This window comes from Lentibacillus halophilus, assembly GCF_055395055.1.
Window position 1 is genome coordinate 486,232 of record NZ_AP043750.1, and the last position, 14,347, is coordinate 500,578.

The 14,347-nt window shown below is 47.3% G+C and carries 15 protein-coding genes; 2 read left to right on the forward strand and 13 right to left on the reverse strand.

The genetic code is table 11. The annotated features are described in order from the left end of the window. Position 1: 1 nt before the first annotated feature. The 6 genes from ACZ5Q7_RS02280 to ACZ5Q7_RS02305 all read right to left on the reverse strand — a co-directional run bounded on the left by ACZ5Q7_RS02280 (position 2) and on the right by ACZ5Q7_RS02305 (position 5,951). Positions 2-1,513, reverse strand: coding sequence for a tripartite tricarboxylate transporter permease (locus ACZ5Q7_RS02280; protein ID WP_343752100.1), 1,512 nt, complete (start codon positions 1,511-1,513; stop codon positions 2-4). A gap of 15 nt (positions 1,514-1,528) precedes the next feature. Continuing rightward, complete coding sequence (locus ACZ5Q7_RS02285) at positions 1,529-1,972, reverse strand: tripartite tricarboxylate transporter TctB family protein (RefSeq protein WP_343752101.1); 444 nt, start codon at positions 1,970-1,972, stop codon at positions 1,529-1,531. 78 nt (positions 1,973-2,050) lie between these two features. Next, on the reverse strand, positions 2,051-3,064 hold the full coding sequence (locus ACZ5Q7_RS02290) for a tripartite tricarboxylate transporter substrate binding protein (protein WP_343752102.1): 1,014 nt from the start codon (positions 3,062-3,064) through the stop codon (positions 2,051-2,053). 113 nt (positions 3,065-3,177) lie between these two features. After that, positions 3,178-3,897, reverse strand: coding sequence for a response regulator (locus ACZ5Q7_RS02295; protein WP_343752103.1), 720 nt, complete (start codon positions 3,895-3,897; stop codon positions 3,178-3,180). After that, on the reverse strand, positions 3,890-5,500 hold the full coding sequence (locus ACZ5Q7_RS02300; RefSeq protein ID WP_343752104.1) for a sensor histidine kinase: 1,611 nt from the start codon (positions 5,498-5,500) through the stop codon (positions 3,890-3,892). The genes ACZ5Q7_RS02295 and ACZ5Q7_RS02300 overlap by 8 nt, the downstream gene beginning before the upstream one ends. Before the next feature lie 31 nt (positions 5,501-5,531). Then, positions 5,532-5,951, reverse strand: coding sequence for a hypothetical protein (locus ACZ5Q7_RS02305; protein WP_464433061.1), 420 nt, complete (start codon positions 5,949-5,951; stop codon positions 5,532-5,534). Between the two features lie 51 nt (positions 5,952-6,002). On the opposite strand from ACZ5Q7_RS02305, the gene ACZ5Q7_RS02310 reads away from it, so the two are divergent. Both ACZ5Q7_RS02310 and ACZ5Q7_RS02315 read left to right on the forward strand, forming a co-directional pair. Next, positions 6,003-6,311 (forward strand): transposase, encoded by a 309-nt coding sequence (locus tag ACZ5Q7_RS02310; protein WP_343752107.1) that lies wholly within the window; start codon positions 6,003-6,005, stop codon positions 6,309-6,311. Further along, positions 6,308-7,219: an IS3 family transposase gene (locus tag ACZ5Q7_RS02315; protein ID WP_343752108.1), complete on the forward strand. Its 912-nt coding sequence runs from the start codon at positions 6,308-6,310 to the stop codon at positions 7,217-7,219. The genes ACZ5Q7_RS02310 and ACZ5Q7_RS02315 overlap by 4 nt, the downstream gene beginning before the upstream one ends. Before the next feature lie 58 nt (positions 7,220-7,277). Here ACZ5Q7_RS02315 and ACZ5Q7_RS02320 read toward each other — a convergent pair whose 3' ends face one another. The 7 genes from ACZ5Q7_RS02320 to ACZ5Q7_RS02350 all read right to left on the reverse strand — a co-directional run bounded on the left by ACZ5Q7_RS02320 (position 7,278) and on the right by ACZ5Q7_RS02350 (position 14,313). Beyond that, positions 7,278-7,634 carry a hypothetical protein gene (locus ACZ5Q7_RS02320; RefSeq protein ID WP_343752109.1) on the reverse strand — a complete coding sequence of 119 codons (357 nt, stop codon included), beginning with the start codon at positions 7,632-7,634 and terminating at the stop codon, positions 7,278-7,280. Further along, positions 7,619-8,569, reverse strand: coding sequence for an NERD domain-containing protein (locus ACZ5Q7_RS02325; protein WP_343752111.1), 951 nt, complete (start codon positions 8,567-8,569; stop codon positions 7,619-7,621). Before ACZ5Q7_RS02325 ends, ACZ5Q7_RS02320 begins: the two co-directional genes overlap by 16 nt. A 797-nt stretch (positions 8,570-9,366) precedes the next feature. Then, entirely contained in the window at positions 9,367-10,203 is an 837-nt protein-coding gene (locus tag ACZ5Q7_RS02330; protein WP_343752166.1) for a MurR/RpiR family transcriptional regulator, read from the reverse strand. A 74-nt stretch (positions 10,204-10,277) separates the two neighbouring features. After that, positions 10,278-11,180 (reverse strand): ROK family protein, encoded by a 903-nt coding sequence (locus tag ACZ5Q7_RS02335; protein WP_343752112.1) that lies wholly within the window; start codon positions 11,178-11,180, stop codon positions 10,278-10,280. A 316-nt stretch (positions 11,181-11,496) separates the two neighbouring features. Next, on the reverse strand, positions 11,497-12,777 hold the full coding sequence (locus tag ACZ5Q7_RS02340) for a TRAP transporter large permease (RefSeq protein ID WP_343752114.1): 1,281 nt from the start codon (positions 12,775-12,777) through the stop codon (positions 11,497-11,499). Beyond that, the gene (locus ACZ5Q7_RS02345) at positions 12,778-13,245 is read right to left on the reverse strand and encodes a TRAP transporter small permease (protein ID WP_343752116.1); all 468 of its coding nucleotides are present in this window, start codon (positions 13,243-13,245) and stop codon (positions 12,778-12,780) included. It abuts the gene before it with no gap. Positions 13,246-13,272: 27 nt separating this feature from the next. After that, positions 13,273-14,313 carry a sialic acid TRAP transporter substrate-binding protein SiaP gene (locus ACZ5Q7_RS02350; protein WP_343752118.1) on the reverse strand — a complete coding sequence of 347 codons (1,041 nt, stop codon included), beginning with the start codon at positions 14,311-14,313 and terminating at the stop codon, positions 13,273-13,275. Positions 14,314-14,347: the final 34 nt, after the last annotated feature.

Sequence of the window (14,347 nt, forward strand, 5' to 3'; positions counted from 1 at the left end):
TTTAGGACGTTGGTGTGTCCGTTTTGGCTTTACGTTTCTTGATCCACGATACAATAAACGGATACGACACGGATAATACCGTCATAATGGCCAGCACGATCGTAACAGACGATGCCGTCAGCATGTTCCAAATACTGTCATGCGCGACGAGGCTTTTACGGAAATTCTGTTCCATATCCGCTCCGACAATTAATGCCAGAATGAGCGGGGCAATCGGAATATCCAGCAGTTTCATCATAAGACCGATCAAGCCGAAGATCACTAGAATATAAAAGTCGACAATGCTGTAACTGAGCGTATACGTACCGATAAATGCCAGCACGAGAATTAATGGATACAAAATTTTCGGCGGCGTATTCAAAATGCGCACTAGTAAACCAACGAGCAGGATGTTGAGCACGACAAGGAATAAATTACCGATGAACATACTATTGACCATGGTCCAGACCATATCGGGATTGTTTTCGAATAGTAACGGTCCGGGACGCAACCCGAGCATGATGACAGCACCGAGAATCACCGCTGTCGTGCCAGATCCGGGAATGCCCATCGTCAATAGCGGAATAAACGCACCAACCGAAGCGGCGTTGTTCGCGGATTCCGGCGCGGCGACCCCTTCAATCGCGCCTTTGCCAAATCGCTCCGGCTTTTTGGATAGTTGCCGCTCGGTCGTGTAACTGAGCATTGACGCGATCGAACCGCCCGCACCCGGCAGCACGCCGATCAAAAAGCCGATCGGACCATTCCGGATCATCGGCCATTTCGATTGTTTCCACTGATCCTTGGAAATGCCTTTTTTACCGACTTTGTTTTTCTTTGTACTCAATCGGTCGAGATGCAAGTAATTGTACAGCACTTCCCCGACCGCATAGACCCCAATAATAACGATCAGAAAGTCCACACCCTCGCTTAACTGCGGGATATCAAAGGTGAAACGGTACACACCGGTTTGCAAATCGACGCCAATGGTACTCAACATCAAGCCGAGCGACATGGCGATAAAGCCTTTGACCATTTTGCCGACTGACAAGGACACGATCGCTGATAATGTAAATAAAAACAGCAAAAAGTATTCCGCCGGTCCAAACTTCAAGGCAAACGACGCGAGCGGTTTGGCCAGCAATATAAATCCGGCGATTGCGAACAGACCGCCAATGAGCGACGCAATCGCCGATATGGTTAAGGCTTGCCCCGCTCGTCCCTGCTTCGTCATGGGATAGCCGTCAAACGTTGCCGCAATCGCGGATCCATCCCCAGGCGTGTTCAACAAAATCGAACTGCGCGACCCGCCGTACATGGCTCCGTAGTAAATCGCCGCCATTAAAATTAGCGCACTGGTTGAGTCCATTCCAAACGTAATCGGAATGAGCACCGCCACCGCGGTCGCCGGACCCAGACCAGGGAGCATGCCAACGACGGTTCCGAGGAAAGCGCCGATCACCACCCATAGCAAGTTGGCCGGCTGCAGCGATACCATTAATCCTTCCATGACATTTTGAAAATCCACACCCATTGTTTCAGCTCCCTTCTAGGGCAGACTTACGTTCAATAATTCCGCAAATGAATACCATGATAGAAATGAAAACACGACCGCAACAATAATATTTTGAAGCCAATGTTTCCGGCCGTTCACCAAAAACAGCAGCGCACCCAAAAATAGGGTCGTCGAATAGAGAAACCCGATCCGTTCAAAAAGAAAGGTATATATAAAGATGAGGACAACCGTTACACCGATTAATACTGGTGTTCGGCCAGAAACCAATTCTTTCACCTCTTCAATGATCTCGCCGCGCTTTTTCCATTCCTGCACAAGATAAATGATGCTTATGATTAACAAAAAGAAACCGATCATGGCAGGAAAATACATTGGCGCATTCGGATTTCCTACTTTGGCTTGATCCATATTAAAGGTCAGAATCAAATAGCCAATGCTTAATACTATTAAAAACACTGGCATAATCAATCGGAACATGCTCTCAACCTCCCATTTCCTTAGCCAAGAGAATGAATCCACTGGCTGCGTTTGCCCCAGTGGATTCATGTCGAGGCTTTATTCGTCTGTCAAGCCGGCATCATTCAACAGTGTTTCATACTTTTCCGTTTCTTTCTTGAGGAACTTTTTCGTTTCTTCGCTGTCTTTATAATAGGCTTCCCATTCATTATTTTTCAGGACGTCTTTCCAGGCGTCAGTTTCTACGAGTTTGCTAATCTTTTTATTCCAGTAGTCAACCGCTTCCTGGGACATGTCCGGTGGTCCCATAACGCCGCGCCAGTGCGGAAAGACCATGTCCACGCCTTGCTCTTTCCACGTCTTCACATTATCCAGACCGTCCAATCGCTCATCTGAGGAAACGGCTACCATATTAATCTTTCCGGCCTTATGCTGTTCCTTCGCCTCGGATACCGACATGGTCGCAGCATCCACATGGCCACCGAGAAGGGCCGTTACCACATTGCCACCGCTTTCATAAACTTGGAAATCAATTTTCGTTACATCAACGCCGAATTCTTTCGCTGCTTGGATAAAGGAGAGATGGTCGTCATTGCCAAGACTTGGTGCAACACCAATCTTCAGTGACTTCGGATCGTCTTTCAGTTTCTGCATAACCTGTTTTCCGGATGTCATATCCGAGTCCGGTGCTACGGATAGTGCGACCCACTCAGTCGTCAGTGTCGCCAGTGGTGTGAAATCCTTGTACGTCAATTCGCTTTGACCCAATACGTTATTCGTAATGACGAGACTTGAGTTGATGGCAAATGTATGGCCGTCCTTGCCTTTGATGTATTGCCAACCAACTTCACCGCCACCACCAGGCTTGTTGACCACGTTCATATTTTGATCGACAATGCCTTCATCGGACAAAATCTTTTGCATGGCGCGGGCCGTTCCATCCCAGCCACCGCCAGGCGATGCCGGAGCAACGATTTCAATGTTTTTCGTTGGAAAATCGGAACCGCCCGATGCGTCGCCTTTCTTGTCGTCCTTTTCTCCGTTCGATGATGACGAACAGCCCGCAACAGCTAGGACTGTCAGCAACAATAAAACCCCTATGAATTTACGCATAAAACCAACCTCTCTTTAAAGTGTTATCTGTATAATAAATGTAAAATTCCTTCTTGTAATCGTTTTCAAAATTAATGACAAAAGAAACATTATGGCTTTTTTGTTCATTTTGTTCACGGGGATTGGTTCGGCACATACTTTCGTTCCGGCCGACCGACGATGCCATAGTCCTGTTCGACGAAAACGGCGTTGATGGACACTAAGTACTCGAGATAGCGCCGGGCTGTAGTCCGCGACGAGCCGATCTTCTCCCCCATTTCTTCTGCCGTTATTGGGGCGGGATGACGGGTAATATACGTTTGAATTTTCTTTAGCGTGACCGAATCAATACCTTTGGGAAGGTTGGTGATATCCGCCTCTGTATCTGTCGGATTGGCTGATTTAGCCGACTTGGATGACTCGGCTGACGGCGTGAACAATTCATCGAGCATATTCTGATCAATGGTGTCTTGTTGCTGCAATAGCGACTGTCGCGCTTTATACTGTTCGATAACGTCCGTGAAATGTTCCAGGGAAATAGGTTTGATTAAATAATTGACCACCCCTTTGCGCAAACCTTTCTCCAGCAGATGTTTTTCGTTGGCTGCGGTGATGATAATGATATCCAGATACGGCTGCACGTCGCGGGCGTCTCTGATCAAATCGATCCCCATCTTATCGGGGAGATAGATATCCAACAGAAGCAAATCCACGGCCTGCTCACTCAGCAATTGCAACGTTTCTTTGCCGTTCATGGCTTGTCCCACCACGGTGACGCCGTCTATTTTTTCCAAAAACCCTTCGTGAATATTGGCGATGCGAAAATCATCCTCCGCAATAGCGACGTTAATCATCTGATCTCCCTCCTCTACGTTCTTTTGGAATGTAAACGGTTATTGTCATCCCGTGTTCATTCGAATCCATCTCAATACTGCCGTGCAACGCATCAACAGCCTGTTTCACGTTGTATAATCCGTATCCGCGGTGGGCGTCATCGTCTTCTGCCTTCGTGGAATAACTCCGCGTGAACACGTCCGGAATCGCATCGTCCTTAATGCCGCTTCCATTATCGCTCACTTCAAAAATAATATCATGACCGATATCCAGAGCCGAAAACATCACGTATCGATTGGTTTGTTTCAGTACTTCGTCAAACGCATTATCAATCAAGTTACCAATGATCGTAATAATATCCGATGACTTAATATGCTCCGGCAAACGGTCCAGCTGACTGCCTTCATCCACTTGAAAGTCGATTTTCTTTTCTGAGGCTTTGTTCATTTTGCCGAGCAGCACCGCTTGCACTTTCGCGTCCTGTATCTGATCAAAAATCAATTTATTTGTTTGCTGATCATCGCTTACCTCGTCGCGTATCATCTCCAGCGCCTCGTCGTACTTTTCCAGCTGAATCAGACCGGAAATAACGTACAATTTATTGGAAAACTCATGCGTCTGGGCACGCAAATCATCCGAATAGCGTTTGACCTCTGACAGTGTGTCCAGCATTTCGGTTACATCCGTTTTATCCCGAAACGTCATAACCGTCCCCATATAGGCGCCTTCTTTCCTGATCGGAGCCAGATTGACAATAATCGTTCGCTCATTAATGTGCATTTCTTTATTGACAATCGGTGCCTGATCGGTAAGACGGTCGGGATGGACGTGTGTGAGAACTTGATCAATCGTTTGATTAACATTGCGTTCGTTGAGTCGTAGCAGGTGTTTAGCCGTTTCATTAATGAGGGTGATTTTTCCGTCCTTGTCTGTGGCAATCACACCTTCATTAATCGATGATAAAATAGCCGCACGGTCTCTGTATAGCGTCGAAATTTCGCGTGGTTCCAGCCCTAACGTGTCCTTCCTGATATGTCTGGCGAGCAAAAAGCTAGCGATAAAACCGATTAAAACAGCCAAGAGTGACAAATAGATGTTCCGCTTGAGACGATCGAACACCACATTATTAATATTCTTTTTCAAATACCCCACCGTCACCACACCGAGCACATCACCTGCCTCGGTCATGATCGGCGCTTTCCCCGTGACAGCCGGGCCCAGAAGCTCATCTGAATCGATATTATAATAACCACCAAACACCGCCGCCTTATATCCGTCGTTAAAAGGGAGGTGGTTGCCCACTTCGGCCTCGTCCGGATGCGATAAAATCACGCCTTTGCGGTTCTGAATCACAATAAAATCCGCCTGATGCCGAACATCAAGCTGCTGTGTCAACGCCTCAAGCCGCTCTGAGTTGTGATTGTGGACCGCCTCGTTCACCGCTGGCACAAACGAAACCGTCTTAGCGGTTTGCAAACTTAATCGATTTTTATTCGCATAAAGCTGGTTGATTTCGGTATACGTGACGACGCTCAGCAATAGAACGATAATCATCAGGACAATACCGATAACAATCCCCGCTATTTTCGTCTGAATCGTGACATTTAACAAACGCTGTTTCACCAGTGGTCACCTGCTTTACATGAATGAATGCTCAAGATAAGTATAGAAGATTTTCGAACAACGGGCAAAAGGGAGGGGTTGGATGGTTCGCGTCGCTTGGGGGAAGGCGGTCGATCGATTTTGGGGCGCTCTCGATCGAATTTGGGTGGCTCTCGATCGATTCTTCCTCGCTTTCGATCGATTCTTCCTCGCTCCCGATCGATTTTTCCTCGCTCCCGATCGATTCTTCCTCGCTCCCGATCGATTTTTCCTCGCTCCCGATCGATTCTTCCTCGCTTTCGATCGATCTTTCCTCGCTTTCGATCGATTTTCCCTCGCTCTCGATCGATCTCCTCTCGCTCTCGATCGATTCTCCCGCGCTCCCGATCGATTTCGCCCCACTCCCGATCGATTTTCTCTCGCTCTCGATCGATTCTACCTCGCTTTTGGAATTAGTATAGAAAGTGGACATATCAATTGAGCCGTGTTTTAATAAACACAAGCTAGAAAGGACGTGTTCACTTTGACCGAAGCATATAATCATTATAGTGTTGAATTCAGCGAATATGTAACAAAGATGGTTGTACTCGATGGGCACAAAATGACCGACATAAGTCAGAAACTGGATATTCCTTATGGTACTCTGAAGAGGTGGGTACAAAGCTATCGGAGAAAACAAAGGGAAGCAGAGAAAGAAAATCAGAACCAGCTTTTGACCGCAACGGAATACAAGGAACTGTATGAGCAGGAACGTCAGGGCAGGATTGACATGGAAGAGGAGAATGAGATCCTAAAAAAGGCCATGCACATCTTCACGCAGGAAAAGGAATGAAATTTGCTTTTATCCATGATCATCGCATGGAGCACACCGTATTGAAGATGTGCGAAACCCTTGGTGTGTCCCCGTCTGGTTACTATGATTATGTCAAACGTCTGGAACGGGAGGAAACGGATCGGGAAGCGTTTAACCGTTATTTGGACGAACGAATTCTATTTCACTATCATGATAATCACGGTTTTTATGGCAGCCCGCGCATTTACAGGATACTTCGTGACAGGGACTGTGTGATAGTTTCTGAGAAGAAGGTAACAAACCGGATGAGAGAATTGAATCTTTACGCTGCTCCGCCGAAAAAGTTTGTGAGCACGACTGATTCCGAACACACAAGGCCGATATTTTCCAATCAATTGGACCGGGAGTTTGAGCCGGAAGCACCAAACCAGGCGTGGGCAACCGATATTACCTACATTCACACAGGAGAGGGATTCCTGTACTTAAACCCGGTCATGGACCTTTATGCACGACGGATCATTAGTTATCGGGTGGATGATCATATGGAACATAAACTTAGTTTGAATGCTTTAAATGAAGCCGTTGCGCTGCGTCAACCGGAAGAAGGCTGGATTCATCACTCCGACAGGGGGGCGCAATATTGTGCCAACGCCTATTTGAATACGCTGGAGGAAGCTGGTGCGACTATAAGTATGAGCCGGAAAGCAATGCCCTATGACAACGCCTGTGCGGAAAGTTTCTTTGCTTCCCTGAAGAAGGAATTCCTGCATAAACATACGTTTCCCACAAAAGCTGAAGCCGTCTTAGCTATTGAGTTTTATATCAAATTTTATAATAATAAACGCATACATTCATCGAACGGCTATTTGAGCCCGGTAGAAAAAGAAATGGCCTATGAAACGGACCACCAGGAAGAGAGCGAAAAAGGGCAAAAATCCTCTGCGTAAGGGAACGTATCGCTTTTTGATTCGTTCCCTTACGCAGAGGCCTCCAAGCGACTCAAAATCAGAGTCGCGCGGAAGCAAAATATGGCTTAATTCGCGGTTCATTTCTGTCCGCTCTATTGACAGAAGTCCACTTTCGATCGATTTTCTCTCGCTCCCGATCGATTCTTCCTCGCTCCCGATCGATTTTCTCTCGCTCTCGATCGATTTTTCCTCGTTCCCGATCGATCTCCTCTCGCTCTCGATCGATTTTCTCTCGCTCCCGATCGATTTTCTCTCGCTCTCGATCGATTTTCTCTCGTTCCCGATCGATCTCCTCTCGCTCTCGATCGATTTCCTCTCGCTCCCGATCGATTCTCCCGCGCTCCCGATCGATTCTTCCTCGCTCTCGATCGATAAAAATTATCTCCTCCTCCACGATCGATTCTTTGGATAATAAATCAGGGGGCTATTTTTTAAAATGCGCGATGCGGCATGACGTGATTTCAATCCTAAAAACCACATGCATTCGGTATTGGTTATCGTACGCTTGACCAACAGCAAATAATCATTGAGCGCAGTCAAATGGGCGTCCTTGGAATAGCACTTACATTTCCTGCAACACCAGCCGCTATGGACGCGCTGCATTCCCCGCCATCCACATTCGGGACAGATGACACCCGGCAATATGTCCGTTGGCCGCATGTTGTACCTTTTGAACAAATTCATATCAAATTCCCCGCATTCGCCTAAAATCGTCCGGCCCACCTGATAGTCTGAAAGCGTTGTCGCCCCTTTTTGGCCAAATTGCCAGTCTGCGTTCATAATTCGCTGGGGAATCTCAGCGGCGTGAGCAACATAATTCCCAACTTCTTCCTGGTTCCCTTCCGCCTGTATAACCGTTGACGGATCGGCGATGGCAACAAAGCAGTTTATGGGAATATGTCCCAAATGTCGTTGGTTAAGCCAATTTTGTAGATGGAATGTTTGATTTTTGATCTGTGTGACGGGGTATTCAAAGCCTGATTCAATTTGGCCGTCGGATCGAGTGAGCTGCTTAAGGGTCGTGTTAAACGTAATCGTGCCTTTATAATGTTTGGTATCAACAACGGCGATGGAATAGTTAGCAATCACAATCGAGTCAATTTGGAAATTTTTGCTATTTTCATGGAGATAAATATCTTGAAGGATGGTGTACATTGGGGCGAGGTTATCGAGAAAATAGTCGACCTTTATTTCGCCGGAGTATCCTTGCTGCTGCATCTTGGCATCCTCTTTCATCTTAGGGAGACCTGGAAACTGTGGTGATAGTCGCGGAATGGCCGCATCAAGCTTTTTTAGCGGCAGAGGTTTGGTGCGTTGTTTAAGTATCATCGCTTTGCTCCTTTATGTTGTTTTGAGAGGTTACTATTAATATAGCATATTGGCGAATGGATGGATATCAATTTTAATAGAAAACATGTTGAGTTAAGGGGACACTGGCGCTGAGCGAAATAAGCGTATTATAGCGCGAGTTTCGCTGTGAATTGCGCGACCTCACCCAGAACGGCGCGAGTTCCGGGCGGAGCTGCGCGACCCTATTCGATTATTGCGCGACTTGGGCCAGAGCTGCGCGACCTTGGGGGCGAACTGCGCGACACTGGCCGGAGCTGCGCGACCTTGGGGACAAACTGCGCGACACTGGGCCGGAACTGCGCAAGTTTCGTCGCAAACTGCGCGACTTTACCCCGAATTGCGCGACCTTCACCCGGAACTGCACAACTTCCTATTCAAACTGCACGCCCTCACCCCATGATCGCGCGACTTTGGCTTCGAGGCCCACCGAACGTCGCGAGTGTCTCGCTGGATCACGCGACCTCACCCCATTCATGCGCGACGGCACCACGACCATCAAAAAAGGGACTGGGACAAAACGAAACAAATTATTTCTAAACACGAACGATATATTTAAGACGTGGGCACCGCTCCGGAAAAACACTACACTTTCCGCGGGCGCTGCTGAGCCTCCTCGTGCTTATCGCACTGCGGGGTCTCACCTAGGCTTTTCTTCCCGCAGGAGTTTCCGTGTTTTTCCTACGCTAAACTAAAATCCGAACTATGATTCAGGTTATTTATGAATCATAGTTCGGATTTTTCTTTGACTAAACGTTTTTGTCCCAGCCCCTTTTGTGTCAGTATAATTTTCCGGTGGTGTTTTTGCTGATGCCTCGTTTGATCTGTTCGGCCTGGTCGTAGTTTTTGATTGTGAGGCCGGTGCAGACGAGGTCGATGATGAATAATTGGGACACTTTGGCGACGAGCGATCCGCTATCCAATGGGCTTTCTTTGGCCGATGACAAGAGCACATGATCGGCATATTGGGTCAGTGGTGATTTGATATAATTGGTAATCGCGATGACGGTTGCGCCGCGCGACTTGGCAATGTCAACACTATCAATAATGTCTTTCGTGCTGCCGGTGAGGCTGATGGCGATTACAAGGGTGTGCTCGTCCATGGATGAGGCGCGCATGACTTGAAAGTGCGGATCGATCACAGCATGAACATGTTTCCCGATACGCATGAGCCGATTTTGCATATCCGATGCGGCTATACCAGAGGATCCGACGGCAAACAGCACGACGTCATCCGACTGGTCGATCAAATCAATACAATGATTGAGGGATGCCATATCGATGATGTCGTGGGAGTTTTCGATCGCCTGGACCATGTTTTTTTTAATCTTTTCCGTATAGGCTTCATCATCACTTGGTTCATCGGGGTCACCCATTTCCTGCGCGGTTTGAAATTTGAAATCCTGGAAACCCTTGAACCCTAGCTTGCGGAAAAAACGCAGCACAGTTGCTTCGGCGACACCGCTCGCCTCGGACAGCTCCGTTAAAGAATGGTACAGCACTTGCTCCCGATGGGACTCGATGTAATCATGAATTTTTTTCTCCGATTTGGTGAAATAATGTTTGTGCTGTTCCATCACAATCGACGGTTTCATTCCGTTAAATGGGTGTTGCATCACATAATCACATCCCTACGTAAGTCAGTGTGACGGATGCGCGTCACTGCAAAACCAAACACTCCATCCCTACGTCATTGATTCTCGTTTAAAAAATGCTTCGCTGCGCCTAATAGATTCGCCTGGTTGTAAAAGTGGGCCATGGTCACATCAAGGTGACGGGCATAATTCGGCATGACTTTATCCATTAACGCGGACCGAATCGGCTCGAGCAGGAAATCACCCTGCGCGGATATGCCGCCGCCAATGACAATCAGTTCCGGATCCAGCGTGTGCACGAGCGACATAAGGCCGGTTGTGACGTCATCAACCCAGCGGCGAAACAACGTCCAGCCCGTCGCGTCATCTGCGCGCAACCGATCAAAAAAGTCGATAAGGTTCATCGTTTCCCCGTACGTCTCAGCGATCATGTTGCTCAGCGCGGAACTCGATGCATAACGTTCCCAACAGCCGGCACTGCCGCATGGGCAGCTTTTGCCATTCGGATACAGGTTCATATGGCCGATCTCTCCGGCGGAAAAATGAGCCCCCGTATATAGCTCGCCATTAACAAACAAGGCCCCGCCGATTCCGGTGCCCACCGTGACACAAAGGAAGTGCTTGGACTGTTGAGCGGCTCCCATCCAGTATTCGCCGAGAGCCGTGCAGTTGACGTCATTTTCGACGGTCACCGGGAGACCCGTGGCATCCTGAACGACGTCTTTAATCCGAGTGCCGGTATAGCCCGGGATGGTGTCTGTCGCATGGACCACCGTTCCTTCCTTGTTGTCAATCTGTCCGGCGGTACTGATCGAAATGCCATCCATCGGCCACGCATCCTGCAGGTCCTGGCCTGTCCGGATCACGTTGCGAACAATGGTCTCGCCGCCTAAGTGAGCATACGTCGGAAATGAGCGCTCCATCATGATGGTTCCTTTTTCGTCAACTAGGCCATATTTTATGGACGTCCCACCAATATCAAACACTGCTATAACCATACCGTTCCCCTCTTCCTCTTATCAACGAAGGGGCTAGGACATAACTAACTTTCTACACTAAATACGACCAATTTCCGAACAGTTTAGTTTAATGTCGGGATACGTTTTAATGATCGCTGCGGAAAAATACTCCGCTTTCCGGGGGCGGCTGATGAGCCTCCTCGTGCTAAAGCACTCCGGGGTCTCATCTAGGGCCTTTGCTCCCCCAGGAGTCTACGCATTTTTCCTCCGCTAGTTGAGACGAAAGCCCGTTATATAATAGACAGAAAGATCCGAGCTGATTCGAAATCAATATGTTTGTCCCAGCCTCTTATTCTTATGAACCTACCACATTAGGCAAAAACAACACGATTTGCGGTATCAATGTAATGATGATCAACGTTATAATCAATGGAATCCAGAATGGCAGAACCCCTCGTGTGATCACGTGTATCGGGATATTTCCGGCTTTGGAAACGACAAAGAGGGCCATGCCCATCGGTGGTGTGAGAATACCAATCATTAAGTTTAAAATAACGATAATGCCAAAATGAACCGGGTCCACGCCTGCTTCCATAACGACTGGAACAAGTATGGGTACCACGAGAACCAATAAAGCCAATGCATCAATAAATGTGCCGAGAAAGATCAGCAACACATTAATTAACAACAGCAGGATAATAGGACTCTCCGTGACGGAAAGGAAAAAGTTTGCAATGGTAATCGGCACCTGTTCATGGGCGATCATTTGTCCAAAGAATTCCACTGCCATGACCATTAATACCGCCACACCCGTCAGTTTTAACGAGGACACAATATTGTCCCAGAATTTTTTAATCGTTAGTTCGCGATAAATAAAGAATCCTAAGATCATTGCATAAACCGTAGCAACGACAGCCGCTTCCGTTGGGGTAAACAACCCGGTAAAAATGCCGCCAATAATGATAATCGGCGTTAAAAGTGCAAGGAACGACTTTTTAAAATGATACCACCGCTGCCAATTGGTTGATTTCTCCTCTTTTGGAAAGCCGCGTTTTTTGGCAAAAATATAGGCCGTAACCATTAACGCAATGGCCATGACCAGCCCCGGCACAGCACCTGCCAAAAAGAGTTTCGCAATTGACTGGTCGGCCGTTACCCCGTATATAATCAACGGAATGCTGGGGGGAATGATCGGCCCGATAATCGCAGAGGCGGCCGTCAATCCACCCGCATAATCATCGTCGTATTTCCCGTCACGCATGGACTTGATTTCCAGCTGCCCCAATCCACCGGCGTCAGCCAAAGCCGATCCGGACATACCGGAGAACATTAAACTGGCCAATATATTGACATGTCCCAGTCCGCCAGTGAAATGCCCGACAATGGATCTGGCAAATTTAAAAATGCGGTCGGTAATACCGGATGAGTTCATAAGATTCCCGGTTAAAATGAAAAAAGGGACAGCCAATAAGGAAAACACATCAAGACTGTCGACCAATTTCGCCCCGGTGAAATAGACCAGACTCCAATCTTGGGTGATGAAATAAACGAATGTTGCCACCAGCAACGTGAAACCGACTGGCATGCCGAGGAATAGCAATAAGATCCACAGCACGAGTACCAAAAACACATCCATTTATTTCACCCCCTTTGCAGACCGGATGGCCTTCACATTCCGTTCAATCAATCGGTACAGCATAAGGACACCTAATACAGGCAACGCCATGTACATATAAACGTATGAAATATTAAGTGATACGATTTCGACCGGCAGCTTCCGTAGCCCCATTTGATAACCGATATAAATCAATAGTAGTAGCACCGTTGCCATCATGAGTTGGAATAAATAGTAAATAATTGTTCGTAAAGCCGCCGGTAATTTGTTAAAGAAAAAGTCGATTCGGACATGTCCTTCGTCCTTAATTTCCGACGATATGGCGAGATAGGCAATGTATACAAATAAAAATCGTGCCAGTTGCTCGGACCATGTAATCGGGCTATCGAGAACCTGTCTGGAGAATATTTGAATGACCAGAACAACCAGCATTACGATAAATAAAGACCCGCCAATAATCTCCTCCAAATGTTTGAAAACGTTTCGCATCGTCATTCACCTAAATATATACTAGAGTTATCGTGCATCCTCGATTTGCTGCATGTATTTTTCTGCGTCCCCTTCAATATCTTTCATATATTCCGGATACGCGTCGGATACAGCTTCACGGAATGGTTCCAAATCAGGCTTTGTTACCGTCATGCCCTCTTCTTTAAACTTGGAAATCAATTCTTCTTCTTCTTTCTTAAACATGTTTGTATGCTTTTTCACCGCTTTATCGATACCTTCTTGAAGAATCGTTTGCAAGTCATCGGGAAGGGATTCATACATCTTAGCCGATACGACATAGCTATTGTCGTTCACCACGTGATTCGTCATAGCCAAGTAATCCTGGACTTCATAAAATTTCTGTGCATCGATGGTTGAAAGTGGGTTTTCCTCGCCATCAACGGCGTTTGTTTCAAGTGCTGTATATACTTCGGAAAAGGCCATTGGTGTCGGGGACGCTCCTGTATACTCAGCGTAATCGAGCAACGTATCCGCTTCCGGAACACGCAATTTCAGCCCTTCCATGTCATCGAGGGATTTAATCGGACGATTCGATGTTGTTTGCCGGGTCCCATTATAGGCAACTCCCATGACCTTCCAGTTATATTCGTTTTCCAATTCTTTATGAAGGTTCTTGCCGTATTCGGTTTCCTGGATAACGCGTTTCAAATGGTCAAAGTCATCAACAATATATGGCAGTCCAAGCAATTCCGCACGCGGAACCCAAATGCCGAATCGGCCTGTCTCTGCAAGGGTTATGTCCAGTTTGTTACTCTGCACCTGTTCAAGCATGGCCCGGTCATCACCAAGTTGTGCATCCGGGTACAGATCGATGGTTAAACGGCCATCGCTTTCGTTTTTAACATACTCAGCCAGAACTTCAGCTGCTTTATACTCATTTTGTGCTGTGCTTGGCTGCATGCCGAACTTCAATTCATAACTTTCCTTGTCACCGCCACCGTTTCCATTGCCATCGCCATTTCCTTCGTTGCCAGCGGAATCGTTTCCACTGCAAGCGGTCAGTCCCAGGATGAGCACCAGCAACAGACCCAAATAAACTTTCTTCATCCTTGACCCCTCCTCCTAATGATAATGATGTTGA